Annotated in this window: 25 protein-coding genes; 13 read left to right on the top strand and 12 right to left on the bottom strand. The window is 61.5% G+C overall.

Features of this window, described 5'->3' with window-relative positions; translation table 11 throughout:
• Positions 1 to 26: 26 nt before the first annotated feature.
• Positions 27 to 1,508, top strand: a complete 1,482-nt coding sequence (locus ACVZUB_RS27360) for an anion permease (RefSeq protein ID WP_482627930.1) — start codon at positions 27 to 29, stop codon at positions 1,506 to 1,508.
• 3 nt (positions 1,509 to 1,511) lie between these two features.
• Here the strand turns inward: ACVZUB_RS27360 and ACVZUB_RS27355 are convergent, their stop codons facing one another.
• Genes ACVZUB_RS27355 through ACVZUB_RS27345 form a run of 3 tightly spaced genes read right to left on the bottom strand, consistent with a single transcriptional unit; the run spans position 1,512 to position 4,960 of the window.
• Entirely contained in the window at positions 1,512 to 2,261 is a 750-nt protein-coding gene (locus tag ACVZUB_RS27355) for a succinate dehydrogenase/fumarate reductase iron-sulfur subunit (RefSeq protein ID WP_042921559.1), read from the bottom strand.
• On the bottom strand, positions 2,258 to 4,210 hold the full coding sequence (locus ACVZUB_RS27350; RefSeq protein ID WP_007730764.1) for a fumarate reductase/succinate dehydrogenase flavoprotein subunit: 1,953 nt from the start codon (positions 4,208 to 4,210) through the stop codon (positions 2,258 to 2,260). Before ACVZUB_RS27350 ends, ACVZUB_RS27355 begins: the two co-directional genes overlap by 4 nt.
• Complete coding sequence (locus ACVZUB_RS27345) at positions 4,211 to 4,960, bottom strand: succinate dehydrogenase cytochrome b subunit (protein WP_166502754.1); 750 nt, start codon at positions 4,958 to 4,960, stop codon at positions 4,211 to 4,213.
• Positions 4,961 to 5,116: 156 nt separating this feature from the next.
• On the opposite strand from ACVZUB_RS27345, the gene ACVZUB_RS27340 reads away from it, so the two are divergent.
• Positions 5,117 to 6,445 (top strand): lipase family protein, encoded by a 1,329-nt coding sequence (locus ACVZUB_RS27340; RefSeq protein ID WP_482627929.1) that lies wholly within the window; start codon positions 5,117 to 5,119, stop codon positions 6,443 to 6,445.
• A complete protein-coding gene (locus ACVZUB_RS27335; RefSeq protein ID WP_218695699.1) occupies positions 6,442 to 7,698 on the top strand; it encodes a Tat pathway signal protein in 1,257 nt (418 codons plus the stop codon). Before ACVZUB_RS27340 ends, ACVZUB_RS27335 begins: the two co-directional genes overlap by 4 nt.
• A gap of 52 nt (positions 7,699 to 7,750) precedes the next feature.
• Here the strand turns inward: ACVZUB_RS27335 and ACVZUB_RS27330 are convergent, their stop codons facing one another.
• Together ACVZUB_RS27330 and ACVZUB_RS27325 are read right to left on the bottom strand one after the other, a co-directional pair.
• Positions 7,751 to 9,127: a spinster family MFS transporter gene (locus ACVZUB_RS27330; protein WP_003942962.1), complete on the bottom strand. Its 1,377-nt coding sequence runs from the start codon at positions 9,125 to 9,127 to the stop codon at positions 7,751 to 7,753.
• A gap of 52 nt (positions 9,128 to 9,179) precedes the next feature.
• Entirely contained in the window at positions 9,180 to 10,055 is an 876-nt protein-coding gene (locus ACVZUB_RS27325) for an SGNH/GDSL hydrolase family protein (RefSeq protein WP_218695700.1), read from the bottom strand.
• Between the two features lie 136 nt (positions 10,056 to 10,191).
• On the opposite strand from ACVZUB_RS27325, the gene ACVZUB_RS27320 reads away from it, so the two are divergent.
• Genes ACVZUB_RS27320 through ACVZUB_RS27310 form a run of 3 tightly spaced genes read left to right on the top strand, consistent with a single transcriptional unit; the run spans position 10,192 to position 12,847 of the window.
• Positions 10,192 to 11,475: a PucR family transcriptional regulator gene (locus tag ACVZUB_RS27320; RefSeq protein WP_218695701.1), complete on the top strand. Its 1,284-nt coding sequence runs from the start codon at positions 10,192 to 10,194 to the stop codon at positions 11,473 to 11,475.
• A gap of 60 nt (positions 11,476 to 11,535) precedes the next feature.
• The gene (locus ACVZUB_RS27315; protein WP_054781016.1) at positions 11,536 to 12,063 is read left to right on the top strand and encodes a hypothetical protein; all 528 of its coding nucleotides are present in this window, start codon (positions 11,536 to 11,538) and stop codon (positions 12,061 to 12,063) included.
• A gap of 55 nt (positions 12,064 to 12,118) precedes the next feature.
• Entirely contained in the window at positions 12,119 to 12,847 is a 729-nt protein-coding gene (locus ACVZUB_RS27310; RefSeq protein WP_054781017.1) for a YdcF family protein, read from the top strand.
• Positions 12,848 to 12,849: 2 nt separating this feature from the next.
• Here ACVZUB_RS27310 and ACVZUB_RS27305 read toward each other — a convergent pair whose 3' ends face one another.
• Entirely contained in the window at positions 12,850 to 13,653 is an 804-nt protein-coding gene (locus ACVZUB_RS27305; protein WP_238704705.1) for an AraC family transcriptional regulator, read from the bottom strand.
• Between ACVZUB_RS27305 and ACVZUB_RS27300 the strand changes: the two genes are divergently transcribed.
• Positions 13,576 to 13,743, top strand: coding sequence for a hypothetical protein (locus ACVZUB_RS27300; RefSeq protein WP_231783601.1), 168 nt, complete (start codon positions 13,576 to 13,578; stop codon positions 13,741 to 13,743). The genes ACVZUB_RS27305 and ACVZUB_RS27300 overlap by 78 nt on opposite strands.
• Positions 13,744 to 13,932: 189 nt before the next feature.
• Positions 13,933 to 14,625 carry an alpha/beta hydrolase gene (locus ACVZUB_RS27295; protein ID WP_099697143.1) on the top strand — a complete coding sequence of 231 codons (693 nt, stop codon included), beginning with the start codon at positions 13,933 to 13,935 and terminating at the stop codon, positions 14,623 to 14,625.
• 54 nt (positions 14,626 to 14,679) lie between these two features.
• Here ACVZUB_RS27295 and ACVZUB_RS27290 read toward each other — a convergent pair whose 3' ends face one another.
• Together ACVZUB_RS27290 and ACVZUB_RS27285 are read right to left on the bottom strand one after the other, a co-directional pair.
• Positions 14,680 to 15,111, bottom strand: a complete 432-nt coding sequence (locus ACVZUB_RS27290; protein ID WP_003942924.1) for a MarR family winged helix-turn-helix transcriptional regulator — start codon at positions 15,109 to 15,111, stop codon at positions 14,680 to 14,682.
• A gap of 147 nt (positions 15,112 to 15,258) precedes the next feature.
• The gene (locus ACVZUB_RS27285) at positions 15,259 to 15,927 is read right to left on the bottom strand and encodes a DsbA family protein (protein WP_007730785.1); all 669 of its coding nucleotides are present in this window, start codon (positions 15,925 to 15,927) and stop codon (positions 15,259 to 15,261) included.
• A 140-nt stretch (positions 15,928 to 16,067) separates the two neighbouring features.
• Between ACVZUB_RS27285 and ACVZUB_RS27280 the strand changes: the two genes are divergently transcribed.
• Positions 16,068 to 16,895 (top strand): helix-turn-helix domain-containing protein, encoded by an 828-nt coding sequence (locus tag ACVZUB_RS27280; RefSeq protein ID WP_030536057.1) that lies wholly within the window; start codon positions 16,068 to 16,070, stop codon positions 16,893 to 16,895.
• On the opposite strand, the gene ACVZUB_RS27275 is transcribed toward ACVZUB_RS27280, so the two are convergent.
• The gene (locus tag ACVZUB_RS27275; protein ID WP_054781018.1) at positions 16,882 to 17,877 is read right to left on the bottom strand and encodes an ABC transporter substrate-binding protein; all 996 of its coding nucleotides are present in this window, start codon (positions 17,875 to 17,877) and stop codon (positions 16,882 to 16,884) included. The genes ACVZUB_RS27280 and ACVZUB_RS27275 overlap by 14 nt on opposite strands.
• 6 nt (positions 17,878 to 17,883) lie before the next feature.
• Positions 17,884 to 19,278: an MFS transporter gene (locus ACVZUB_RS27270; protein ID WP_082845719.1), complete on the bottom strand. Its 1,395-nt coding sequence runs from the start codon at positions 19,276 to 19,278 to the stop codon at positions 17,884 to 17,886.
• 119 nt (positions 19,279 to 19,397) lie between these two features.
• Between ACVZUB_RS27270 and ACVZUB_RS27265 the strand changes: the two genes are divergently transcribed.
• Positions 19,398 to 20,060: a TetR/AcrR family transcriptional regulator gene (locus tag ACVZUB_RS27265; protein ID WP_054781113.1), complete on the top strand. Its 663-nt coding sequence runs from the start codon at positions 19,398 to 19,400 to the stop codon at positions 20,058 to 20,060.
• A 6-nt stretch (positions 20,061 to 20,066) separates the two neighbouring features.
• Here the strand turns inward: ACVZUB_RS27265 and ACVZUB_RS27260 are convergent, their stop codons facing one another.
• Entirely contained in the window at positions 20,067 to 21,287 is a 1,221-nt protein-coding gene (locus ACVZUB_RS27260; RefSeq protein WP_054781112.1) for an SfnB family sulfur acquisition oxidoreductase, read from the bottom strand.
• A 98-nt stretch (positions 21,288 to 21,385) separates the two neighbouring features.
• Here ACVZUB_RS27260 and sfnG point away from each other — a divergent pair, with 98 nt between their 5' ends.
• Positions 21,386 to 22,510: a dimethylsulfone monooxygenase SfnG gene (sfnG, locus tag ACVZUB_RS27255; RefSeq protein WP_007730790.1), complete on the top strand. Its 1,125-nt coding sequence runs from the start codon at positions 21,386 to 21,388 to the stop codon at positions 22,508 to 22,510.
• Positions 22,511 to 22,522: 12 nt separating this feature from the next.
• Here the strand turns inward: sfnG and ACVZUB_RS27250 are convergent, their stop codons facing one another.
• Positions 22,523 to 24,049, bottom strand: a complete 1,527-nt coding sequence (locus tag ACVZUB_RS27250; RefSeq protein WP_050656790.1) for an aldehyde dehydrogenase family protein — start codon at positions 24,047 to 24,049, stop codon at positions 22,523 to 22,525.
• Between the two features lie 127 nt (positions 24,050 to 24,176).
• On the opposite strand from ACVZUB_RS27250, the gene ACVZUB_RS27245 reads away from it, so the two are divergent.
• Both ACVZUB_RS27245 and ACVZUB_RS27240 read left to right on the top strand, forming a co-directional pair.
• Positions 24,177 to 25,319 (top strand): acyl-CoA dehydrogenase family protein, encoded by a 1,143-nt coding sequence (locus ACVZUB_RS27245; protein ID WP_007730792.1) that lies wholly within the window; start codon positions 24,177 to 24,179, stop codon positions 25,317 to 25,319.
• A gap of 9 nt (positions 25,320 to 25,328) precedes the next feature.
• Entirely contained in the window at positions 25,329 to 26,021 is a 693-nt protein-coding gene (locus ACVZUB_RS27240; protein ID WP_054781111.1) for a GntR family transcriptional regulator, read from the top strand.
• Position 26,022 lies beyond the last annotated feature (1 nt).

Genomic DNA, 26,022 nt, shown 5'->3' with positions numbered 1-26,022 from the left:
TGGGGCGACAAGTCGAGGAGATGCAAATGTCCGAGGCCAAATCCGAAAGCACTGAGTCTTTTTCTGAGACGACACCGCCGGCGGAGCCGTCGAAACAATCGGTGCTCAGGCGGTACTACCCGGCTGCGGTGCCCGTCATCCTCGGCCTGATCATCTATTTCATGCCTGTTCCGGACGGTGTGGATCCCAAGGGCATGCACATGCTCGGAATCTTCGTCGGCACCATCGTGGCGTTGATCTTGCAGCCTCTGCCGACGGGTTCTGTGGCGCTGGTAGGCCTGTCGATCGCCATGATCACCCAGACCGAGACGCCGACGGAAGCGTTGTCCGGCTTCAGTAACACCACGATCTGGCTGATCGTCGCATCGTTCTTCATTGCCGAGGGCTTCCTGGTCACCGGACTCGGCAAACGGGTTGCACTCATGTTCGTGACCAAGCTCGGCAAGTCGAGCCTCGGTTTGTCCTACGGAATGGCGTTGACGGACTTGATACTTGCTCCGGCGACGCCGTCGAACACCGCCCGCGCTGGTGGCGTCGTCTATCCGATCATCGTCTCGCTGAGCAAGTTGGAGGACTCCAATCCCGAGCCCGAGGACTCTCGCAAGAAGCTCGGAGCATATCTGCTGCTCACGTCGCTGCAAGTCAACGTCGTGACCTCCGCGATGTTCATCACCGCCATGGCGGGTAACCCCGTCGCCGTCGATGCGGCTGCCAAGATCGGCATCGACATCTCGTGGGGCAAATGGGCGCTGGCAGCATCGGTTCCGGGAATTGCGAGTCTCATCGCGATCCCGTGGGTGATGTCGAAGATCTTCCCGCCCACGATGTTGAAGACTCCGAAAGCACCCGAGCAAGCCAGGGAGGAACTGCGCAAGGCAGGTCCGATCAGCCGCAACGAGAAGATCATGGCCGCCACCTTCGTTCTGCTGCTGGTGCTCTGGTGCCTGGGCTCGCAGCTCAACGTCAACGCCACTACAACAGCGTTTGTCGGAATCGGCATCCTGTTGGTGACCAAGGTGCTGACGTGGAACAACCTGGTCCACGATACCGGGGCGTGGCAGACGCTCGTGTTCTTTGCCGTTCTGGTCGGTATGGCAAGCCATCTCGAAGAACTCGGCGTGATCTCGTGGATCGGAACCCAGGTCTCCTCGAGCGTCGACGGTTTGCCGTGGATCTGGGCTTTTGCGATCCTGACCTTGGTGTACTTCTACGCGCACTATCTGTTTGCGTCGAACACCGCGCAGATCGTCGCGATGTACGCGGTGTTTCTCGGCGCGGCGGTGGCAACCGGTGCACCGCCGCTGTTCTCAGCCCTGGTGTTCGGCTCCATCGGCAGCCTGTTCGGCGGTATCTCGCACTACGCGTCCGGTCCGGCCGGAGTGATCTACGGTTCCGGATACATCAAGACCTCGGAATGGTTCCGAATCGGTTTCGTGATGAGCGTCGTGATCATCCTGATCTGGACGATCATCGGCGGCGCGTGGATGAAGCTGATCGGCGCCTGGTGACGATCAGTTGTCCTTGCGCCGCAATCCGAATCGCATCGATTCCTTGTTGACAGCGGCAATCGCGGTCAGCGGTATCTCCGCGGGACACACCTGCGCACATTCACCGTAGGTCGAGCACGGCCCGAAATCGGCCTCCATCTGGTGCGACATCGCTCGGGCCCGCTTGCCACGTTCGTTGCGGCCCTGCGTGACGAGAGACAGGTGGGTCAGTTTGGACCCGGTGAAGAGGTGCGCGGCACCGTTCGGGCAGGCTGCCACGCAAGCGCCGCAGCCGATGCACGCGGCGAAGTCCAGTGCAGCTTCGGCACTTTGATGCGAGAGCGGCTGACTGTCTGCGTCCGGCGCGGTTCCTGCATTGACCGAAACGTATCCACCGGCTTCGAGCACCCGGTCGAGCGCAGAGCGATCGACGACGAGGTCGCGGACCACTGGAAAGGCTGCGGAGCGGAATGGCTCCAGTTTGATTCGGTCACCGTCGGAGAAGCTGCGCAGGTGCTGACGGCACGTGGGAGTGTTCGCAACCGGCCCATGGGGAACGTCATCGACGGTGATGCCACAGGACCCGCAGATCCCTTCTCGGCAGTCGGAATCGAAGGCGATGGGTTCGTTGCCGCTTTCCACGAGTTGGTCGTTGAGTCGGTCGAGGAGCTCCAGCAGCGACATCTCCACCGTCGCGTCGTCTATTTGGTAGGTGTCGAATGCGCCGGACGACTCAGGTCCGGATTGGCGCCACACGTCCACGGTGATTTTCATACGTAGTTCCTCGTCTGCAGTGGAACAGCGGTGAAGGACAACGGCTCGTCGTGTCGAACGTGTCTGCCGTCCTGGGCGGTTTCCCACGCGGAGACGAAGCACCAGTCCTGATCGTTTCGCTGCGCTTCGCCGTCGGGAGTCTGATGTTCGGCACGAAAGTGCGCTCCACAGGACTCGTCACGATCGAGAGCATCGACGCACATCAGTTCGGCGAGCTCGAGGAAATCGGCTACCCTGCCGGCCCTTTCCAACTCCTGGTTGAACTGGTTTCCGCTGCCGGCAACTCGCAGGTTCGACCAGAAATCGGTTCGCAGTGCGCGGATTTCGGCGATCGCCTTGGTCAAGCCCTCGGCCGTTCGGGTGACACCGCAACCCGCATAGAGGATCTCGCCCAGTTGTCGATGGAACCTGTCGGGGCCGTGTGTTCCGCCGACCGAGAGCAGCAGGTCCACCCGACCCCTCACGTCAGTGAGCGTCGACGTCACAGCGGGATCGGACAGTTCGAGTGGAGTGGATCCGAGTAGCGGTGCAAGATAATTCGGAATCGCGTACGGGAGGGTGAACCAGCCGTCGACGCATGCCGAGAGCAACGAATTGGCGCCGAGGCGGTTGGCCCCGTGGTATCCCCAGCCTGCCTCACCACCGACGAACAAGCCGGGGATGGAGGTCATCTGGTCGTAGTCGTTCCACAGTCCTCCCATGGTGAAGTGGGCTCCGGGGGCGATGCGCATCGGCACCGTATAGGGGTCTTCGCTGGTGGCGTCGCGATACATCGAGAACAGATTTCCGTATCGCTCCTCGATGGTCTTGCGGCCGAGCCGTGCCAACGCATCGCGGAAATCCAGGTACACACTGTTTTTCAGAGGGCCGACGCCGTGACCGGAGTCGATTTGCTCGCGGGCGGCCCGTGAAGAGACGTCGCGGGGAGAGAGGTTCCCGAACGCCGGATATTTGCGCTCGAGGTAGTAGTCGCGTTCGTTTTCGGGAATGTCGCCGGGCTCACGATCGTCTCCGGGCTTGGCCGGTACCCAGATCCGGCCGTCGTTGCGCAGGGATTCGCTCATCAGAATGGTTTTCGACTGCCACTCGGAGTTGACGGGAAGTGCCGTCGGATGGAATTGGATGAACGAGGGTGAAGCCATCAACGCACCGCGTCGGTGCGCTCGCCAGGCGGCCGTGGCGTTGGAATTCTTCGCAAGTGTGGACTTGTGGAATACGGTTCCGTAGCCGCCGGATGCCAGTACGACGGCATGGCCTGTGGTGGCGCCGATCTCACCGGTCACGAGATCGCGTGTGACTATCCCTTGTGCTCGCCCGTCCGAAACGATGAGATCGAGCATCTCGGTTCGGGTGTGTAGGTTGACCGTTCCGGCTGCGATCTGACGTTGCAGTGCCTGCGACGACGCTATCTGCAACTGCTGGCCTGTCTGCCCGCGCGTGTAGTACGTGCGCGACACCTGAACGCCGCCGAAGGATCGGGTGGCCAGAGTGCCGCCGTACTCGCGAGCAAACGGTGCCCCGATGGCATTCATGTGATCGATGACGCGTACGGATTCTTCGGCGAGACGGAAACAGTCGGCCTCACGGCCCCGGAAATCACCGCCCTTGACGGTGTCCTTCACGAAGCGGGCGAGACTGTCGTTGTCCACTTTTCGAGCGCGAGCAGCGTTGATGCCTCCTTGCGCGGCGACACTGTGTGCACGGCGGGGTGCATCGTGGAAGGTGAAGGACTCGACGTGGTAGCCCAGTTCACCGAGGGAGGCGGCGCAGGCCGCGCCGGCGAGGCCGGTACCGACGACGATGACCGTGAACTTGCGCCGGTTGAGTGGGCTGACGAGCTTGTAGTCGAGTTTGCGAGTGGGCCAGGCCGTCGCCGGATCGCCGGCCGGGACCTTACCGTCCACCGGTGTCCCGATGCTGCGCAGATCGTCGAGTTCGAAGCTGTTCACTTATGACGCTCCTGTCTTCGAGATGGCGCCGGTCATGACCGCGATGGGGATCGACATGTTTCCGACCATCACGACGAGCGCAAAGATTCCGGAGAGTGCAACGCCAATCTGGCGCAGTCGTTGGCCGGTCACGCCGAGATCGTTGACCGCGCTCCAGAGTCCGTGCGCGAGGTGCATTGCCAGCAGAGCCATCGCGACGATGTAGAACGCTGCCACCAGCGGACGCTCGAAGCTGGCAATCAGATTGTCGTATGCGTAACTCTGTGTGCGCGTGGCCGCTTCGTACTCGCTGCTGCCGATAGGTCGGGTTCCGGTCGTGAGGTCGAGTATGTGGAAAAAGACGAACAGCAGCAGCACAGCTCCGGTGACGGGCATCGTGCGCGCTGTAAAGGACTTGATTCCCAGACCTTTACGTCGAAATTTTCCTCGAGCTCGGCGTCCGCGGACGGTGAGCAGCCAGGCACACCAGACGTGTGCGACCAATGACGCGAGCAAGACGATGCGAAGAATCCACAGAAGTCCCTCGTAGGGCAGGAAGGGTTCGAACACCGTTCGTAGCCAGTGTGCGTAGTCGTCGAAGTGATCGGCACCGGTGTAGACCTTCAGGTTTCCGATCATGTGGACGAGAACGAAAGCGGCGAAGATCAGTCCTGTCACGGCCATCAGAATCTTGCACGTGATGTTGGACGGCCGCGGTCGAGCTTGGAGTGAATCGCCGGTAGCTCGCGATACACGGGTCGGAGCACTCACAGACAAACCTCCCACGCCAGACTTGCCGGACAGGTGCCGTCAGCCTAAGCCCGATCGAGGTTTTCGGCCAACGGATGGGTGCCCGACTTGTCTGTTAATGCAGGTGAATGGGAGTGTAGGGGTGCTCATTACCCGAAAGTAAGGAACTCGTGAACGATGTTTGACTCGACGTGGCGACGGTGGTCATGGCGCGCCGGAACGGCATCGGCCCTGGCAGTGGCCTTGTTTGCGGTGGGGTCGCCGGCTGGTGCGCAGGAGACCGTCGAGTTGGCCGACGTGTTCAACCCGTTGGTCGTGAAGGCACTCCAAGGCGCTGACATTTCCACCGAATTGACTCCACTCGGGCTCTCGTCCGATGATCCGTGGTTCGACGAACCTGAAATCGAGCCGGGTACCGCCCCCGGCACACTTCTCAAAGCGCGTCCGGTCAGCGTGCAGGTCTACCAGGTCCGTCCCGACGTGGTCTCGGCTCACCAACTCATGTACACCACCACTGATCACTTCGGTCGGCAGGTGATCAGCACCGGAATTCTGATGATTCCCGAGGACGGAACTGCGCCAGGTGATCGCAAGATCATCGGATACGCCGAGGCGAACGACAGCCTCGGCGTGAACTGCGCACCAAGTCACCAGTGGACCGGCGGCAATCAGAGCGACCCGGCGATGTTCTCGGCGCTCGGCCCGGTGGCTCAGATGTTCGGCCACGGCTGGGCAGTGATGATGAGCGACGTCGGCAACGACGGCGACACTGCTCCCCATCCGTTCTCGATCGGACAGTTCTCAGGGAAGGCAACGCTCGACGGCGTTCGGGCAGCACTCGCGCTTCCGGAAGGCGGCCTCGAATCAGACACCCCTGTCGGCATCTACGGTGTCGCCGGAGGCGGTGTCGCAGCGGGCTTTGCCGCGGAACAAGCCCATGATTATGCGCCGGAACTGAACGTCCAGGCCAGTGCCATTCAGGCGATGATGATCGACCCCGCAACGTTCGAGGAAACAGCGGCCGGTGGGATCGGTTCCGGATTCGTCTTCTCGAGCATTCTCGGATTCGACGCGGGCTACCCCGACGTTCGGCTCGACGATCATCTGACTCCGATCGGTCACAACGTCGCCGCAGCCTTCCGCGCGTCCTGCCAGGCGCTCTACCTCGGACTCCCATTCGTTCCATTCGACGTCCTACTCACCAACCCTTCGCCCCGAACGATCCCTGCGCTGGCCGCGGCGTACGCGGACAACACGTTGGGAAAGCAGGCGCCGGCTTCCAAGCTTCTGATTTCTTCCTGTGAGGACGACTTTCTCGTTCCCTTCAGTGAGGCAGAGCAATTGGCGCAGACATATCGAGCAGACGGCGGCAACGTGGACCTGCTCCCGTCGCAGTGCGGGCCGCTCGATTACGTGACCAACCTGTACAAGACGGTGACCGATCAGCTGGGTATGCAGGACATCGCCTGGCTGGCAAAGACGTTCGACGAAGCCGAGGGGCGATGAGCTTGCGGAAGTCTCTGACGCGCAGGGATTTTGCGCGCACGGTTCTCGTTGCTTCGGCAAGTATCGGCGGTGCCGTCGTACTGGGAGGCAGGGCGTCCGCGGGTACTGGTGAGCTCGACAGGTACCTCGACCTGGAAGCAGTGAACGCAAACGCCGAAGCCACGGGCGGTCTGCATCCTTCTCTGCCATCGGATTCCGCGACCCTGCGGTCTTTGGTGGATACCGCCCGAGCCTCGGGAGTGGATCCGCATCGCTATCAGACACTGCTCAAGCAGTACTGGCTCGCGGTCGGGACGGAGTCGGCAGGTATCGATCTCGCTACGTGGACTCCGTTCGACGGTGTGCACGCGAATCTCGGAAACCTCACCAACACTTTCCAGTTCTACGAGCGACTCCAGCTCGAGCATCGAGAACTGCAGTGGGCAGGTATGGGAGGAATGGTCGGGCCCGCTTTCGCCGGTGGACTCCTCGACTTGGACTACGGGCGAGTTGTGCTGGAAGTCCAAGCGATCAGCGAGGCGATGGCACTGGTGTGGCGAGAGATCGACCGCATCGGGGCGCCGGTTGCATCGTCGATGGGAGCCCCCGAGGACATTGCGGCACTTCTCAAGGTAGGCCACGAGATTCGCCCCGAGGACGTGATGTGGTTCCAGGGGAAAGTGATTGCGATGAGCAAACACATCTTCTCGGACCTGATTCCCATGCACATGGCGTGGGTTCACGACGGTGTCGACGGCATCGCCGAACTCGATCGCGCAGGGCTGCTCGACGAGAACGCCCGTATCGCGTGGAACAACATTGCCTCGGGGACACCGGAATCGGTCTTCGACGGCAATGTGCGTCTGCTGCGAAGGGAGCAGTACCAGTCGGTGGGTGATCAGTGGGACGAGGCGAAGGCCTACCGCGGCAGTGTTGGTCGCTCGTTGACCTACCTGACCACCTTCGCCGCATCACCGTCGATGCCTGGCGTCGTGCCGCCACGCGAGTCGAACCCGCTCTCGTTCGAGGTGGGCAATGCTGTTGTGCAAACGCCGCTTCCGGACTTCAACTGGGCGGACCGGGACGGTCGTTGGACCTACATCAACGGTCAGCTGCTCCCGGTCTACAACAACCTGATGAACAATCAACCGGAACTGTGGCGAGCGACGCTGGCCGCGCCCGTCTCCGTTCGGATAACCGAGCAGCGAATGATCGCTCGCTTGCCGGACATGTTGCGGTCCATGTTGTCGACTCTGGCGATTACGGTCAACTGAACTCGGCGGTGGCGGGGCCTCAGGGTCCCGCCACCGCCCGTGAACTTGTCGGTCAGGCCTGGCTCAGCTCCGCTTGCATGCGCGCGGAGTCCTTGCCGACAGTGCGGGTAGCCAGGTAGATGAATACCGCGGTGAGTGCCAACATGATCGGCACGAGATACATGGCCGAGTTCAACCCGTCGCCGGCGTACTGAGCCAACTTCCCGGTACCTGCATCTGCAAGTGCACGCTTGGCGAACCAGTCCGAGATCGCTCCAACGGCAACCGGTCCGGAGAATCCGCCGAGAAGGTACATGGCAGCGAAGAACAGCGCCGTCGCAGTGCCGCGGAGCCTGGGAACCACGACGTCGTGAATGGCGGGGTAGACGCTGATGTAGAAGCCGTAGGCCAGAAGCCACCCGGCCGAGAACAAGAGCGTGAACATCACGACGTTCCCGCCGTGTTGCAACAGTGCCAGCGCCGTCAAAGGTGCCGCCAATGCCGAGGTTCCGACACCGATCATCAACCGTGCGCGCGGTGAGCGTGCGCTGGCCTTGTCAGCGTAGCGAGCGCCGAGAAGCAATCCGATCAGGCCCGTGATTCCGACGATGATGCCGGTGACCGATGCCGCAGCAGTCAGTTTCAGGTGGTACTGGCGCATCAGAAGCGGGACGACAAACGAATTCACTGCGTAGGCGGCGAAGTTGAACGTCAGTCCGGCAAGGATGAGCCAACGAAGCGTGGGAATTGCGAGCAGACGACGGATCGGACGGGTGATCGGTGCCTGTGAAACAGCGGCTGCGCGGGCCTCCGGACTTTCGGAACCACCACGAACCGGATCTGCCATGCGGTAGAGCACGACTGCCAGCAGGACACCGGGAATCGCCGCGAGGAAGAACGGTGCACGCCAGCTGTCGAATGCCTCGGCGATCTTGCCGACGGTGAAGTAGGCGAGCATGAGGCCAATCGGCAAACCGAGCATGAAGACACCAAGTGCGCGTGAGCGTCGTTCTGCCGGGTAGATATCGCCGATCATCGAGTTGGCTGCAGGTGTGAAGGTCGCTTCGCCCACACCGACGCCTAGACGCGCGAGGATGAACAGCACATAGCTGCCGGCGGCACCGGTTGCTGCCGTCAGTCCGCTCCACACCAGGAGTCCGATCCCGATGATCTTGGGACGGTTCTTCGTGTCGGCCAACCGGCCCAGAGGCAGTCCTGCGACTGCGTAGACGAGGGTGAATGCAGAGGTGATCAATCCCAATTGCAAGTCGCTGAGCGAAAACTCGTTCTTGATCGGCTCGGCAACGACCGAGGGGATCGCCCGGTCGAAGAAGTTGAGCATGTTTGCGAGAAATAGTGCGACGAGTGTGCCGCCGAGAAGTTTGTCGCGTGTTCCGACAGGGGCGCCGTCGACGGACGGCAGCGGCGGAGCGTCTCGTTGAATTGACATGATTGTTCCACCCTTTTCGCGAGTGCTGAATGAATTGTGTTGGGGGAGAAGCTCAGGACAGAGCGTCGGCGACGGTTTTGCCGATCGCCTGCATCCCGGCCGCAGTGGGATGCAGTGGAACCGCCGGCTGGCTAGGGACGATTCCCGTGTAGTAAGCAGTGGCAGAGTCCGTGCAGATGTCATGTCCGGCAGTGGTTTCGGTGATGTCGATGTACTCGACGCCGTGACGGGCCGCAGTTGCTGCCATGACCGTGTTGCCGTAGTCGATCACACTCTGGAGATAGTCGGCGTCGCGCGGCCAGAACGGCTGAGTGCCGGGGCAGCCGCCACCACGGATGTATGTTCCGTATCCGACCACGACGATGCGCGCCGAAGGTGCTCGATCCTGCGCGACTTCGATCATAGAACTCCAACCTGTGGACGCATTTTCGATCATTTGTCGCTGTTGATCGACGCCACCGGAGGTGAACTTGTCACGGCAGGACGTTCCGGCGGGTTCGGGGAGTGGATTGACGCAACTCAGAACTGTCGGGAACAACGAGATGTCGTTGGCACCGATGGTGATGGTGACGAGGTCGGTATCAGGCCCCAATGCTGTTGCCTGCGGTGATACTTGACCGGAGAACGTCGATTGTGCGGTGTCCGTGACGTTGGCGGATCGCGCCGACGAGCAGGTCATATCCGTGAGTTGAGCGCCGAGTTCTCGCGCCACCACGGACGGGTAGTTGTCGAGTGATCGTAGACAGCCCGGTGACGACGAGTCCTGCGCGGTGACCAGTGGGCCGGCCGCCGCGGAATCGCCGAGTGCGACGTACTGGATAGTGCTGACCGGTGTCTCGGCACTCGACACACCGGTCCCGAGAGCCGCGATCGAACCGGCAGCCACGACGCCTGCCAGAATGGCTGCGCTGCGCGTTTTCCACGTCACTCGAGGCTCCTCTTGGTCGAAGGTGGGACTTCCAGTTACGCCGCTGATTGTGAATTCGTGAGTGGCGTGGGTTACATAGTGATAGGAAAAAGGCAGGTCGGCCTTGTGGTGGCAATTCAATTCTGTGGAGGGTTTTGTGTCAGGAAACAAAAATCTGCCGTTCGAGCCGATCCTGGTTGGTGGCAGATCTCTGGCCGACCGACTGGCGCAACGCACCCATCCACTGGTCATTGAGACAGTCGATCTGGTCCACCGCGACGTCACCTTCTACCGGTTGCTCCCTGACGAGGCATTGCGTAACGACGTCACCACCATCGTGAGGCGCAATCTGGAACTGTTCATTTCGATGCTGCGGACCGGCGCCGATCTGACGCCCGAGTTGCTCGCCGACATCAGCGAATCGGCTCGCCAACGGGCTCAGGAATTGGTTCCGCTCGGTGAGGTGCTGCGGGCATATCACCTGGCTGCCGGGCTGTGGTGGGAGACCATCAGCGAATGGGCGGTCCCGGAAGACGGTGTCGCACTTGCCCGCACCGGACGACTCTTGAATGCATACACCGCGGCCTCCGCGTCGGCGGTTCTTGCCGGCTACGGTTCCGACCACGCCACCCAGACGGACGAGGATTCTGCGCGAAGGTCATTGTTCGTAGCACTTTCGACGGGTGTCGATGTTGATCGGGTCTCCGACGATGTGGGCATCAGGTTGGCGCGCCTGTACTGGGTGGTGGCGCTGCACGTCGAACGGAATGACGACGAGTCCTCGACCGAGGTGGACACTGCCGTCGCCGAGCGGAGAAAGGTGCGCCACCTGCAACGAGAGCTCGATCAGGTGGGGCGTGACAAAGCGCTCGGGGTGCTCGGGAGCAATGGCGGAGCCGTACTGATTCCTATTGTGGAATCGGAACCCGTTGAGGGGAACTGGGCGTCAAGTCCGCAGTATCTTTCATTGTGTCGACGATTGGGTGATCTCGAGAAGGTCATCGGTGCATCGACGGTTGCCGCCGTACATGTCGCGGCACCGCCGGCAATTCCCGCAGCGGTGTCGCAGGCGCGCGAGGTGCTGAACGTTGCCCGAAAGTACGGCCGTACAAGTGGGGTCGTGCGTCTCGAGGATCTTGCAGTCGAGTATCAACTGACCCGCCCGAGCGCTGCGCTGCCGATCCTCGCAGATGTGTTGTCGCCGTTGGAGTCCGATCCTGCCGTGCTCGAGACGCTCGAATCTTTCATCGACTCCGGATTCGATCGAGCTACCACCGCTCGGCAGTTGCACGTACACCCGAACACGGTCGTGTACCGCCTGCGTAAAGCGAGTTCCCTGACGGGACTTGACCTGTCGTCACCGAAAGATCTTGTACAGGTCACCATGGCGCTGGGAGCGCGTCGCGCGCTCGGAATGGAGGCGGACTCTTCCCAAACGTGATGGGTCTGTGGTTCTCTGTGAACGTGCCTGATTCTCGGATTGGCAATCCGGCCGGGAGACATGGCCAGACTGGGTCAGCTGATGGTGCAACGAGGCGCGTGGCGTGATCAGACGTTGATCGACTCCGCCTACCTCGACGAGTTGTCCGCGCCCTCTCCGTCCAATGGGGGGTACGGCTTCTTGACCTGGGTGAACGCGGGCGAGGACTTCTACTCCGTGAATGCGCCGGTGAGCAAGTATGTTTCGCATCCGGTGTGGCAGAACGCGCCTCGGGATCTCTATCTCCAGGAGTTCTTGCGGCTTGTCGTCGCTTCGATCGTGGACGTTCCACCGCCGCCGTACGTCGGGCCTCCCGTGCATGGGTCGGGTGGTCCGCTCATCGACGATCCGTCACAGCTCGTCGGCTTCGCGAACCCCGAATTGATCTTCGACACGATGGTCGGGACGGGGCGAGCAGGAACACCCGGATGCAACATCGTGATCTGCAACAACGAATTGTTGCCGTTCAGTGTCGCCGACCTGCTCGGGGATGCTGCAGCTCAGATCGGTAACGCGGCAGGCGCGTCGATTCGAGATGCTGGTAGATGACGGTTTCGAACCCGAATTGTTGCCCAATATTTATGTTTAATCTGTGTGACGGTCAGTGAACAGTAAATTTGAGTCAAATGATGCAATCGCGACGAAATGTTCGTTACCGTGGGCTGGACAATCGACAATCTGGGGGTTCGGCTACATGGCAAATGTTCGTAGGTCTCTGACGAAGGGATTGATTGCTGCTTCGGTAATCGCCGCAGCCGGAGTGGGATTGACGCCGGCGACAGCGAGTGCCGACATCACTCCGACGACGGTCGTCAACGGCATCCTGTCGACGGTGGGCGGCTGCCAAACACCGGTGCGGTCTCTCATTCTCGCGTGCACGAGTGCTGAGACGCTGACACGCCAGTCGCCCGTGCTGCTCGACCTCAACCCCGTGGGCACGAACATCGTCGTCTTGGGTGCCGGCCTCTTCGACGACGGCACGATGCGTCCGATGTTGGTCGACCGGCTTCAGGCGGCGCTCCAGCTGGCCCGTCAGTACCCGCAGTCTCCGATCATCACAAGCGGTGGGGCTCCGAAGGCCGGAGTAACGGAAGCCAGGGCGATGCGCGAATGGCTCGTTGCCAACGGCGTCAACCCGGGCCGGATCACCGAAGAGGGAACTTCGTGGTCGACGGTCGAGAATGCGATCAACTCTGCGCGGATTCTCGCCGATCGAGGCGCGACCGGCGTGGTTGTGGTCTCGAGCGCCAATCACGTGGAGCGCGCGATGGTGGACTTCCGCGTTGCAGTTCTCGGCCGGATCCCGGTCGCAGGCGTAATCGCTGCGACCTGACGTCAGTGATTGTGGGAGTTGGACTTTCGCCAGTTCAACGGCGAGGCGTCGAATCGTCGACGGAAGGCGCGGCTGAACGCGGCATCGGATTCGTAGCCGACAGTTATCGCAATGGTTCCGACCGGCTCGGTGGTTTGCACGAGTAGTTCGGCGGCACGGTCGAGTCGGCGCTCGGTGATGTAAGCGCCGGGCGTCTGGCCGACCAGTCGCGAGAAGCGCTCCGCAAAAGACGATCTCGACAGGGTGGACAGCGTCGCCAGTTCGTCGATGGTCCAGTTGCGTGACGGGTCGTTGTGGACGGCCTCGAGGGCCTGCCCGATTCGTGGATCCATTGCTGCGGTCAACCATCCGCCGTTCGATCCGTCCGCTCGAGCCCACGCTCTGAGGATCTGGACGAAGAGAAGGTCGAGAATCCGGGAAACCATCACGGAGGAACCAGGTTTCGGATCGTCCACCTCGGCGCCCAACAGTCGGCTGCTCACCTCGAGCCACTCGACCGGGGTTCCTTGTGTCGCGCGCAGTTCGACGAAGTCCGGCAGAACGGACAGCAGTCGCTGCGCTGCGACGTCGTCGAGTGTGAAAGTACCGAAAAGCCAACATGTTTCGTTTTTCGTGTGCATCGGCATCGCATTCTCGATCGTATGAGCAAGCCCATGGGGTAACAGTACGAGTTCCCCGGGGCCGAGTTCGATCGGGGCTTTGCCCTGCGTTCTGATCACGATGTCACCGTGCTCGGCAATGTGAAGTGCTCGCACCCCCGTGGGTACCTCCACGGTGAAGTTCTCGCCGTGGACGCAGCGATGAATCTGATCACCGCGAAGGTGGACGACTTCGAGAACGTGCGAGAGGGTGTCCCGGGTTCGAGTCTCGTCGGTGGTGGGTACGTACCGCTGTGATGATGTTGTCCTCATGGATCGATCACTCCGATGTCTCGAGCATTCGGCGTTTCTGCACAAAAACTTGGCAATCTGGTCATGGTTATTGATCCAGGATCCCCTTAACGTGGGTAACAGGCAAGGTCTGGGTTTCGAAGGCTTGCCGATCGTCGGAGTATTCGTCGCACTGCGTATCTGGAGGAGTTGGTCATGACCGAGAAGGTAAACATCGTTCTGGTGCATGGAGCCTGGGGAGACGGTTCTCATTGGCGTCACGTCATACCCGCCCTGCACAACGCCGGGCATCGAGTGGTTGCGGTCCAGAATCCACTTACTTCGCTCGCCGACGACGTGGACCGGACCAGGAAGTTGGCCGAATCGATGGACGGCCCGACCCTGCTGGTCGGACACTCGTACGGCGGCGCGGTGATCACAGGCGCGGGTCATGCGGAAAACGTTGTGGGACTGGTATATATCGCTGCCTTTGCGCCGGACGAGGGTGACAGCCTGGGAAGTATCTTCGCCCGCACGGATCAGCCGGCGGGCGCGGCGAACATCGCGCCGGACGCCGAGGGCTTCTTGTGGATCGCCCCGGACAAGTTTCAGGAGAGTTTCAGTCAGGATCTCGACGACACCGAAGCATTGGTCATGGCGCTGACGCAGAAACCCATTGCGGGTCAGTGCTTCTCGGACCCATCAGGGCCGCCGGCATGGCGTGGGAAGCCCAGTTGGTATCAGGTTTCAGGGCAGGACCGAATGATTCCGCCGGAAACCGAGCGATGGATGGCAGAGCGTATCGGTGCCCGCGAGATCGAGGAACTCGACGCAGGCCATGCATCCTTGGCGTCCCACCCGCACGAGGTCACCCAGTTGATCCTGCGTGCTGCTGCAGAATTGTCGTGACGGCGTAAATCGTCCGGCTGTTCGAGTGGGCTGCCCATCACGACTAATTTGTCGTCAGTCCTCGGAACTGCCCAGTCGGTGAAGCAGCGCTGTCAGCGTGGTGATGTCGTCCGTATCCCATTTCGCGAGTCGGGCGCGCCAGCGATCTATTTGGTGATTGCGGATGGTCGTGAGCTTCGTTCGCGCCTCAGGGGTCAGAGCTACCAACTTGGCGCGAGCGTCGTCGGGATCGGGGATTCGTTCCACCAGGCCGAGTCGAGCTGCGGCGTCGATTTGCCTGGTCAAGGTGGACTTCTCGATATCGAGGGTGCAGATCAGGTCGGACATCCGCACCGCATCCGAACGGTTCAGGATGACCAGAACCGGGTAGAGCGCCGGATCGAGTTTGGGATGAATTGCGCGCGCATAGGTGCGCGCCTGGGCGCGTCCTCGTTGCCACATGTCGGCAAGTTCCATCTCCAGGCCCGTGATCGGATCTGAAACCACTGTCGTTTCCCCTTTGGTGCGATTCGTTCGGTGTTCATCAAACCAGAAGGGGGGCCGAAGTGATTTGGGTGAAGTCACGCTGAGCGAAAGGTACGTTCGGCGTACTGAAGGCGCCGGGCGTACCTTTCGCTCGCAAAAGTGCGTGGGTCAAGCCACCGCATACGCCCGCACACACGTGTTCAGGTCGCGGGTGAGATCGGCCGCGGTACTGGTCGGAGAACCGAATTTCACGACGGACCCGTCGCTCCCGTGGAACAACAGCGTCGGAAACGAAGTGGCGCCGAGCCTGCGTGCTCGGACGAAATCAGCGCGGGCAGCATCCTTCGAGGCGGCGGTGAACAGGGAAGACACCGCGGCAGATGGGTCGAGTTGGAGGGATTCCGCGATGGATCGGTACGTCTCGGGATCGGAAAGGCTGCGACCGTCTCGGTAGAACGCGATCTGCATGGCCTCCGCGATGTCGAGGGCGCGTGTCGGATCTTGCGCGCGCAGTGCGGCGAGTCCGATCGCTGCATCCGTCGAATCCATGACGAACCGCCCATCAGTCACCAGTTGTGAATATCCGTCACCGAAGACAGCGCCGGTCTGGGCGGCGATGGTCGCGTTGGCTGATTTCAGGTACGGAGCCGAAGACATGGGCGCGACGCGCTCACCGGTGAACAGTCCGCCGCTGACCACGGACAAGTCGATGGAATCGGCATTTTGACGGACGAACTCCGTCAACGCAGGGCCGAAGCCGAAACACCACCCGCAATAGGCGTCGAAGACGTAGGTGAGTTGCGTCTTGCCTGCTGTTTCCGAGCGTGATGTCTGCACTGGAAGATTCCTATCCGAGCGTGAACTGATTGATACTCTGACGGTATGTCGCATTCGGGTATTCGGTCACGGTGAAGATGAGTCCCGAACTAGTGAAAAACAGACAAGTACCCGTCCGGGACGTCGGGTACGCATCGTCGGTGGCAGATGCGACCGAGATCGAAGTACTCAGCCTGGACACCATTCGCATCAACGGGGGAAGCGCAGAGTTCGTCGGCCCCCAACGTCCGCAATTTCACTTGCTCGCTCTGGTGACCGAGGGCTCGGCGCTACACACCATCGACTTCGTGAACTACGCGGTGAGCCCGGGGACCGTGTTCTGGGTCAGACCGGGGCAGGTGCAACAGTGGGGGCGAATCCAGGATTTCGAGGCGACGGTTGTTCTGTTCACGCCCTCGTCGCTCGATGCCGTCAGTCAGCAGTTGTTGGACGGGAACGCTCGCAGTCGGCAGGCAGCGTGGCAGTTGTCCGGTGAGAACCTCGAGACCATCAGCACGGGTATGAAACACCTGAACCTGAACTACGGCTGCCCGGATACTTCCGCGCCGGTCGTTCGCGCGGCCATTCTGCGGCACACGCTGACAGCAATTCTGTTGAAACTGACCCATCTCGGTGGACAGGAACAGAGTTCCGTGCTGGCGCACAATGACGTGTTCGAAAGGTTTCATGCCGTTGTCGAACGTGACTTCGCCACGGTCCGTTCGGTTTCGGAGTACGCCAACAAGATCGGGTACTCCGAGAAGACTGTGCTGCGGGCTACCCGAGCCGCTGCTGGGATGACGGCAAAGCAGTACATCGATCAGCGTGTGGTTCTCGAAGCGAAACGTCTGCTGTCTTTCGGCACGGACACGGTCACCCAGGTGGCGTCGAAGTTGGGGTTCGACGATTCTGCGAACTTCACGAAGTTCTTCGCCACCCGGGTGGGTGTTTCTCCGCTGACCTTCCGTCAGGACGTCAGAGCGCGCTGAATGCCGCCCATCGCGCGTCGGCGCTGTCGAGGGTTCCGATACTGTTCTGCCCCTTGCCATGTGCGATGCCGTCCAGATCCTGGATGATCCAGTAGATGGCAAAAGGATGGCTGCCGAACCAGAGATCACCGCTGACGTCCAGAGCGTGCGCCGGATCGGGTGTCAGGTTGTCGAACAGTGGAGTGTTTCGCACGATGGATGCGTCGTACTGCTGCCCGGAAAGTACGGCGACGGTCTGCGCCGCATGCTCGGGTAGGAGTTCCGGCGAGACGGGGGAAATCGTGCCGGTGACTTGATTGTTGGTCGCGTTGACTTCCGATGCCGGCCTGGTGAATCCGGCCTCGGTGACCAGTGTGGAGATGGGAGTGGTCGGTGGCACGGTGAACAGGTTTCCGCTGTAGCCGAGAAGGATCGCAAGGCTCTGGCCGGCAGCCGCGGACTTGACGCCTTCGAGGCCGGATTCCAGCTTTCCGATCATGGCGGTAGCTTCGCTGCCTCGATCGAGCTGTGCCCCAGCTTGTTCGAGCACGTCACGCCACGGCGCCGAGTACGGGAGGACCAAGGTTGGCGCCACGGCGTTGATCTGAGCGAACAGGCTCGGTAATGGACCGGCATTGCTCATCAAGATTTCATCGGGTTCGACGGACGCGATCTCCTCGACGGCGGGGTTGGCGAAGAAGGTCGGCTTGTCGAGAACTTCGACGCCCTGCTCGCGCAGGATCGACTTGGCGACGTCCGATCGCAGGGTGCTGTAGACGACGGTGGGCTTCACGCCGAGTGCGAGTGCACTCAACCCCGCGTACTCGTCGAGCGCGAGAATGCGCTGCGGTGAGGCCGGAACTTCGACGGTGCCGAGTTCGTGGGTGACGGAGCGAGTTGCAGAGGCGGTGTCGGACTCGGCGGAGCTGCTGCACGCGCTTGCGCCGGCGACGGTCAGGAGAAGCGCCGAGACGATGCCGAATGCGGTTCGGGTGGTGAACATCTGAGGTCAACGATCCATTCGTGGGAAGAAGAAGGACAGGAGGGTACCGGCCAGCAGTAGGCCGGAGCAGACGAAGAGGGCTTGGGAGTATCCGGAAACCAGTGCTTCGGTCGGCGCGCTGTCCGAACGTGCCGTCGAGGAAGCGGCGACGCTCACGAGAACGGCTAGTCCGAGTGAACCGCCGATCTGACGCGATGTACTCAGTAGCCCGGATGCCATGCCGACTTCTTCGGGGGGAGCGTCGGCGGTGGCGACGTTACTGAGCGGCATGAACGACAGACCGATGCCGATGCTCGCCAGAAGCGAAGGCACCAGGATGACGGCCCAGAAGGGACTGTCGAGGTTCATGGTCGAAAACATGAAAGTTCCGATTGCGGCGACCGCTGTTCCGACTACGAGCAGCGGTCGAACTCCGTAGCGCGGAAGGAGTTTGGTGGACGCGAGGATGCCGATCACCAGGCCGAAGCAGAAGGGCAGGAAAGCCAGACCGGTGGTGGTCGGTGAATAGCTCAGCCCGCGTTGCAGGAAGAGTGAGACGAAGAAGAACGCGCTGAACTGTGCCGCGCACACCAGGCACATGATGGCGTTGGCCAGTCCGATTCGGGGTCGAAGCAGGGTGGACAGTCTTACCAGTGGTGTGGCGCAGCGGCTTTCGACCACAACGAACGCAGTGAGCAGCGCGATCGTGAGCGCGAATCCACCCAGCACGTAACCCGAAGTCCAGGAATGTGATTCCGTGGCGATCACTGTGCCGACAAGGGCGGTGATTCCGGCCGTCGCCAAGATGGCTCCGGGGAGATCGAGGGAGCCGCCTCTGGCGGCTTGGCCGGCCGGCAGGCCACGGGCACCGGCAACTGCGGCGATCAGGGCCACTGGTGCGCCGGCGAACATCACCCATCGCCAACTGAGCCCTTCGGTCAAAATGCCGCTCAGGACGACACCGAGTGCGCCGCCCAGTGCTGACGACATTGCGCCGATGCCGAATGCCTTGGCCCTGGCGCGTCCGGTGGGAAAGGCCTGACTGAGTGCGGCGAGCCCGGCAGGCGCGATCAGTGCAGCGCCGACGCCTTGAAGCGCCCGCGCTCCGACAAGCATTTCGGCGGACACGGAGAAGGTGCCGACGATGCTGACGAGGGCGAACAGCAGAAGCCCGGAAACCAGAACTCGACGAGTGCCCATCACGTCGCACAGACGACCGCCGAGAAGCAGCAGTCCGCCGAAGGCGAGGGCGTACGCGTTGACGACCCAGGACAACCCGGCGTCGGAAAAGTTCAGCGATTCCTGGATGTCTGGCAGCGCGACGTTGATGACCGACATGTCGAAGGCCACCAGGAACTGCGCTGCCGCGGCGGCTGTGAGGACCAGAGCCGGTGCGGCTACCGCTCGAGTTGTTGTTGTCATTGCAGGTACCTAATTTGTATACGCGTTCTCATAAGTAGTTAGGTTTACCTTGCTGGCGACTGAGATGCAAGGGGTTCCCCGGGCGAGAGCGTCGTAGCAGGGGCGCGCACAATCGACGGATGGCCGAAAAGATGGAACCGAGATCACCGCGGCTCGGACGTCCCCCGACGATCACGTCGGAGCAGATAGTCGACGAGGCGAAACGGCAGCTACAGACCGGCGGCGCCGACGCGTTGAGCATGCGAGCGTTGGCGAAGTCGCTCGGCACCACGCCGATGGCGCTGTACCGGCACGTGGGCGACAAGGAACAGCTGATCAGCGCGGTGCTCGATGTGTACTCACAAGATCTCGGCGCGCTGGTCCTGCCGCAGGATCAGGTCGAACGGCTTCGCACGATCTTCACCGCGATCTTCGAAACGCTGGCGTCGGAGCGCTGGATCATCGAGTTGCTTCAGCGCGGTGGCCGTGGTGGGAGCGGCGCTGTGGTCTTGGTCGATCGGGCGATGGCCGCGTGTGTCGAACTCGGTATGTCACCTCGTCGCGCACTGTTGGTCTATCGAGCGCTGTGGAACTACACACTCGGCGCATTGCTCAACATCTACGACACCACTACGCGACCGGAAGGCAGCGTGTCACCTCTCACGGTCAAGATCCGAGAAATCGGGCCCGAGAAACTGCCGGTGCTCAGTGAGGTGCTCGAGGACTGGCCGGGAGGGACGACGACTGAGAGCTACTTGGAAGGACTGGAAGTCTTGATCAGCGGATATATGAACTCCGACTGAGTGTGTTCACAGCAGTCCGTGCCGCGGTGGGATTGTCCCGGACAGTGTCCACCGGCCGATGTGCTGGACCTTCCACCTCGTCGGATCGTGCAGGGTGTGCGTGCGCGCGTCACGCCAGAATCGGGAGAGGTTCGCCGATTCGCCCGCGCTTCTGGTGCCACCGATCTCGAACAAAGTGCTCGTGGCCGCCAATGACGCCCTGGCGCCGACCACTTTGGCAGTTGCAGCGTCGATGGATGCTCGGGCCGTGGAGTCCTCGGTGGGATCACGACGCGCCACGTCGATCGATCGCGCTGCTTCCGCCAAGAGGGATCTGGCAGCGCGAACCTCGATTGCCGCTTCGCCGGTGAGTTGAACGAGCAGTGGATCCTCCACCGCTGTATCGACTTTCGCCTCGAAGAAGGGACGCGCCTTTGCCGCGAGTTTCACGGATTCACGCAGTGCAGCCGACGCGATGCCGGTGTCGATCGCGGCGTGCAGGATCTGGGCCTGTGCTCCGTAGGTGGTCGGGTGAGTGAAGAGCGACGTGAAGGGTACGACATTGAACTGCGGTACCGAAACGGATTCCAGGGTCACGGTTCCGCTTGCAGTTGTCTTCTGTCCCATGCCGTCCCAGTCGTCGACGATCGACAGTCCGGGAGTATTCCGGGGTAGGTAGACCGCGGATTTCACCTGTGCGCCGGTCTCGGTGAATTGATCCGCATTGGCGGCACGCACCACGATCCAATCTGCGAAAAGCGCTCCGGTGCAATAGAATTTTCGACCTTCGAGCACAAAGTCTTCCCCGTCGGGGGTGAGAGTGGTGCCGTCGATGTCGATGGTCTGGTTGCCGCGCTCGCTCTGGGCGTTGGCGAACTGCTTGCCCGACAATGCTTCGGCGTAGAAGAACTGCTTCTGCTCATTAGACCCCTGGTACCGGAGCGCTTCCAGGAAAGTGAAGTGGCTGTGCGGAATCTGCGCGATGCTGGGATCGCCCTCGGCGAGTAGGCGGAAGACCTCGGCCAACGTCTCGGTGCTTGCGTCGATGCCACCGAACTCCTTCGGCACCGAGAGTCCGAGCAAGCCGGACCGCGCCAGGGTGCGAACCTCGTCGTGGGGAAGGAGGCGCTGCGCATCGCGGACTCCGGCACCTGCCGCGAACTCGTCGGACAGCTGTGACGCCACCGAGAGCGCCTCGTCCTCGCTGGTGATGCGGTGCGCGATCTCCTGAATGTCCACAGCAGTCATGCTGCCACCGTTTCACAGTCGCAGCACCCACCCAACACTTACAACCTGTGTGATCGCTACCCTGGAAACCACTGGGAACTGCATGTTTGCTGGGTTTCATGTCTACTGAACGTATCGCCGACGAGATCAAGTTCGCCTACTGGGTGCCCAATGTCAGTGGTGGTCTGGTCACCTCCGACATCGAGCAGCGGACCAGCTGGGACTACGAGTACAACAAGAAGCTGGCACAGACCGCCGAGAACAACGGCTTCGAGTACGCCCTGAGCCAGGTACGTTACGAGGCGAGCTACGGGGCCGAATTCCAGCACGAATCCACGAGCTTCAGCCTTGCGCTTCTCCTGGCCACCGAGAAGCTCAAGGTGATCGCCGCGGTGCATCCGGGACTCTGGCAGCCGGCAGTGTTGGCGAAACTGGGCGCTACCGCCGATCACCTGTCGAACGGTCGATTTGCCGTCAACGTCGTCAGTGGTTGGTTCAAGGACGAGTTCACACATCTAGGCGAGCCGTGGCTCGAGCACGACGAGCGCTATCGGCGGAGCGCCGAGTTCCTTCAGGTTCTTCGTAAGATCTGGACGGAGGACGACGTCGATTTCCGTGGCGACTTCTACCGCATCCACGACTTCACGTTGAAGCCGAAGCCTCTCAACACTCCGGAGCGCCCCAATCCCGAACTGTTCCAAGGTGGTAACTCGGCGGCAGCCCGTGAGAACGCTGGCCGGTATTCGGATTGGTACTTCAGTAACGGCAAGGACTACGACGGCGTCACCGAACAGTTGGTCGACGTTCGCCGTGTTGCTCGTGAGAACGATCGGGAGGTCAAGTTCGGGCTCAACGGATTCATCATCGCCCGCGACACCGAGGCGGAAGCAAAGGACACACTGCGCGAGATCATCGCCAAGGCCAACCGCCCTGCGGTCGAGGGATTCAAGAATGCAGTCCAACAGGCCGGCGCGTCGACCGCGTCCAAGGACGGGATGTGGGCGGATTCGACGTTCGAGGACTTGGTTCAGTACAACGACGGTTTCCGCTCGCAACTGATCGGCACGCCGGAACAAATCGCGCATCGGATCGTCGAATATCGCCGTCGCGGTGTCGATCTGATTCTCGGCGGATTCCTGCATTTCCAGGAGGAGATCGAATACTTCGGGGCCAAGGTGCTTCCGCTGGTTCGTGAACTCGAAGCAGCCGACAGCGACGAGCAGGTGCTCGTCACCGCCGGCTGATCGCCTGATCTCTCAGGACTTCGCGTGGCGTTTCGCCAGCATCCAACGTGAGATCTTCATGTCCCTGGCTTTTCGCTCGATGGTCAGCAGGTCCAGCGGAGCGTTGAACTTCTGAACGGCCAGTGATTTCACACTGCTGAACTCACGCAGCCCATCGGCTCCGTGGATACGGCCGAATCCGGAATCGCCGACCCCGCCGAACGGCAGGGCGGCGATTCCGGCGAATCCGAGAACCGAATTGACCGTTACGACACCGCATTCGAGCTTTTCGGCAATCGCTCGGCCCTTCGACGAACTCTTGGTGAACACCGAGGCGCCCAAGCCGTACTTCGATGCATTGGCGCGCTCGATCCCCTCGTTCATGTCGGCGACCTTGTTCACCACGACGCTCGGGCCGAACGTCTCCTCGGTGATCGCCGTGGAATCCTCCGGAACATCCGTCAGGATGATCGGATCGATGAACGGACCGTTGAACGAATCAAGTCCGCCGAGTACAGCTTTCGCGCCGCGACTGAGAGCGTCTTCGATCTGGCCCCGGACTATCCCAGTCTGCTTTCCCAGCGTCATCGGCCCGTAGGTCGAGCTGTCGGTGGCGCCGGCGTGGGCGTCTCGTAGCGCGGCGGTGAGCTTGGACAGGAAGGCGTCGTACACGGGCGCTGCGACGTAGATTCGTTCGACGCCGGCACAGGTTTGTCCGCCGTTGCCCACTGCCCCGAATGCCGCGAAGCTCACGGCCGCATCGAGGTTGGCGTCGGAGTCCACCAGCATGGCGTCCTTGCCGCCGCATTCGGCGACCAGGGGGGTGAGGGTGTCCGCGCAGGCGGCCATTACGCGCTTTGCGGTAGCGGTCGAACCGGTGAATGCGATCTTGTCGACACCGGACGAACACAGAAGTGCACCGGTTTTTCCGTCACCGGTAATGGTCTGCAGGACAGGGTGTCCGGGTGCGGCGATGTTCCACAGCCGGGCCAATTCGACGCCGACGCCTGGTGAGAGTTCGCTCGGTTTGAAGACTACGGCGTTGCCGGCGGCCAGTGCGTAGCCGATCGACCCCATCGGTGTGTACAGCGGATAGTTCCAGGGGCCGATCACGCCGACGACGCCCATCGGCCGGTAGCCAACGGATGCAGACTGGTTGGCGCTGATCAGTCCTGCACCGACGCGTCTGCGGCGCAACACTTTCTGTGCGTTGCGTGCCGCCCAGTCGAGATGTTCGACGGCCAGCATGACTTCGAGTAGTGCGTCGTCGCTGGGTTTTCCGGTCTCGGCGGAAATGATCGCCGCCATCGATTCGGCGTGAGTGGCGATCGCGGCGCGGAAATTGCCGAGCACCTTCCGGCGGCCTTGGAATCCGAGTTGATCCCACCACTTCGACGCCGTGCGTGCTGCGGCGACCGCTTTCTCGATCTCCTGCTGGTCTGCAATGGGGTGCTGCGCGACCACGGAATCATTGCGAGGGTCGAGGCTCGCGAAAGTGTGATCGTCCGATCTCGGATCTGTCGACGTGGACGTGCTCTGGCGGCCGAGCTGTTCTGTCATGTTCTTCAGATCCTCCACATGTCGGTGCATCACATATATGTGATGTGATTTACTGTGCTGGTAGTCACAGTATGCGTCGGGCCGAGCTCCGACAAGCCTCCAGCCTCATCTCACTCGGGAGTTTTCGATGTACATGGATTTCACGCAGGAGCAGTCTGATTTCGCCAAGTCGGTAGCGTCGTTCTGCAAGAAGGAAAGTGGTACCCGTGAGCAGCGAGACCTGCTGACCGATCACGGCGCCCATAACCACAACCAGGCGTTCTACGAGAAGATGGCGGAATTGGGATGGCTCGGGCTGACTGTCCCGGAGGAATACGGCGGATCCGCCGGAAGCACGGTCGACCTGTGCATCTTTCTGGAGGAAGCCGCCAAGGGCATGGCGCCGATCGGTGGACTCGGCCCGACCGTCATCACCGGGGCTGCATACGAGAAGTTCGGCAGTCCGGCCCAGAAGGAGGCAGTGCTCGGCGGGATCGTCCGTGGCGCGTCTCAGTCGATCTCGATGTCCGAACCCGAAGCGGGCTCCGACGTGGGAAATCTGAGTTGCCGCGCCGAGAAGGTCGACGGTGGGTGGCTGATCAACGGCCAGAAGACGTGGTGCTCCAACGCGCACTTCGCCGAGAACATCCTTCTGGTGGCTCGCACATCCCGAGGTGAAGGCAAGCATGAGGGCCTGACGATGTTCCATGTCCCGGCCGACATCTCCGGATTGAAGATCAGTGGAATCGACACCATGGGCGGCAAGGAGGTCAACGATCTCTACTTCACCGACACATTTCTGCCCGAGGACGCGGTGGTTGGGGAAGTAGGCAACGGCTGGCGTCAACTCATGGCCGGACTCAACATAGAACGCCTCATCCTCGCGGCGATGATGCTCGGGACCGCGCAGCGCGCTTTCGACGACACCCTCGAATTCGTAACCACGCGTAAGCAGTTCGGCCGTCCGGTCGGATCGTTTCAGGCGCTTCGCCATCGGATCGCGGATCTCGCCACGGAGATCGAATGCGGCCGTCTGCTGGTCTACAGCGTGGCCAGGATGGTCGACGCCAACCCGACCAAGATGTTCCCGCGGGAAGCGTCGATGGCCAAGCTCAAGCTGACCGAGACCGCCAAGAAGGTCGCGCTCGAGGGGATGCAGATGATGGGTGGGTACGGTTACGCGACTGAGTTCGACATGGAGCACCATGTGCGAAAGACTCTTGTGTCCTCCATTTATGGTGGTACCAACGAGATTCAGCGAGACATCATCGGCAAAACGTACGGACTGTGAGGATCGGTTGTGGCAACGTCTGCACGCACTCGGAGGGCGACATCTGAGCTGAGGAGACGGCCACAGTTGTCGGAGGACGTGGCCAACCACGTTCGCAACCTGATCATGTCCGGCTCGGTCCGTCCGGGCGAGTTCGTCAGGCTGGACGAAACCGCGGCCGACCTCGGGGTCAGCGTCACGCCGGTGCGAGAAGCCCTCGTCGCATTACGCGGCGAGGGGATGGTCGAGTTGGTTCCGCATCGCGGCTATCTCGTCTCGCCCCTCAGTCGCCAGGACATCGAAGACATCTTCTGGTTGCAGGGGCAGATCGCGGTCAAGCTGGCGTTGCGGGCGATGGACAGCATCACCGCTGATCAACTCGCGGAACTCGCGGAACTCAATGCCGATTTGCGAGCGGCGGTCGACGCTTCGGATGCAGCTGCGATCGAGCAGTGCGAATTCGAGTTCCATCGCCTGATCAATCGCGCTGCGGGTGGTGCGAAGTTGGCATGGTTCCTGTTCGGCGCGATTCGGTACACCCCTGCTCGTCTCTACGCGACGGATCCAGGCTGGGGTGAGCTTGCGGTATCGAGCCACGATGCTTTGATCGCGGCGTTCGAGAAGCACGATCGAGAACAGGTGGACGCGCAGATGAGTCTGCAGTTCTCCGACGGCGCTGCTCGACTTCTCGCTCACCTCGACAACATCGGGATCTGGGACTGAA

It is taken from the genome of Rhodococcus sp. OS5, assembly GCF_056837585.1.
Note: the sequence above shows the minus strand (reverse complement) of the source record. Positions and strands in the feature narration are given on the sequence as shown.

Excerpts from the sequence above, each read along its gene's own strand:
- ACVZUB_RS27360 (WP_482627930.1), top strand. The coding sequence starts at position 27 with ATGTCCGAGGCCAAATCCGAAAGCACTGAGTCTTTTTCTGAGACGACA.
- ACVZUB_RS27355 (WP_042921559.1), bottom strand. The coding sequence starts at position 2,261 with ATGAAAATCACCGTGGACGTGTGGCGCCAATCCGGACCTGAGTCGTCC.
- ACVZUB_RS27340 (WP_482627929.1), top strand. The coding sequence starts at position 5,117 with ATGTTTGACTCGACGTGGCGACGGTGGTCATGGCGCGCCGGAACGGCA.
- ACVZUB_RS27335 (WP_218695699.1), top strand. The coding sequence starts at position 6,442 with ATGAGCTTGCGGAAGTCTCTGACGCGCAGGGATTTTGCGCGCACGGTT.
- ACVZUB_RS27330 (WP_003942962.1), bottom strand. The coding sequence starts at position 9,127 with ATGTCAATTCAACGAGACGCTCCGCCGCTGCCGTCCGTCGACGGCGCC.
- ACVZUB_RS27315 (WP_054781016.1), top strand. The coding sequence starts at position 11,536 with ATGGCCAGACTGGGTCAGCTGATGGTGCAACGAGGCGCGTGGCGTGAT.
- ACVZUB_RS27295 (WP_099697143.1), top strand. The coding sequence starts at position 13,933 with ATGACCGAGAAGGTAAACATCGTTCTGGTGCATGGAGCCTGGGGAGAC.
- ACVZUB_RS27275 (WP_054781018.1), bottom strand. The coding sequence starts at position 17,877 with ATGTTCACCACCCGAACCGCATTCGGCATCGTCTCGGCGCTTCTCCTG.
- ACVZUB_RS27270 (WP_082845719.1), bottom strand. The coding sequence starts at position 19,278 with ATGACAACAACAACTCGAGCGGTAGCCGCACCGGCTCTGGTCCTCACA.
- ACVZUB_RS27265 (WP_054781113.1), top strand. The coding sequence starts at position 19,398 with ATGGCCGAAAAGATGGAACCGAGATCACCGCGGCTCGGACGTCCCCCG.
- ACVZUB_RS27260 (WP_054781112.1), bottom strand. The coding sequence starts at position 21,287 with ATGACTGCTGTGGACATTCAGGAGATCGCGCACCGCATCACCAGCGAG.
- sfnG (WP_007730790.1), top strand. The coding sequence starts at position 21,386 with ATGTCTACTGAACGTATCGCCGACGAGATCAAGTTCGCCTACTGGGTG.
- ACVZUB_RS27250 (WP_050656790.1), bottom strand. The coding sequence starts at position 24,049 with ATGACAGAACAGCTCGGCCGCCAGAGCACGTCCACGTCGACAGATCCG.
- ACVZUB_RS27245 (WP_007730792.1), top strand. The coding sequence starts at position 24,177 with ATGTACATGGATTTCACGCAGGAGCAGTCTGATTTCGCCAAGTCGGTA.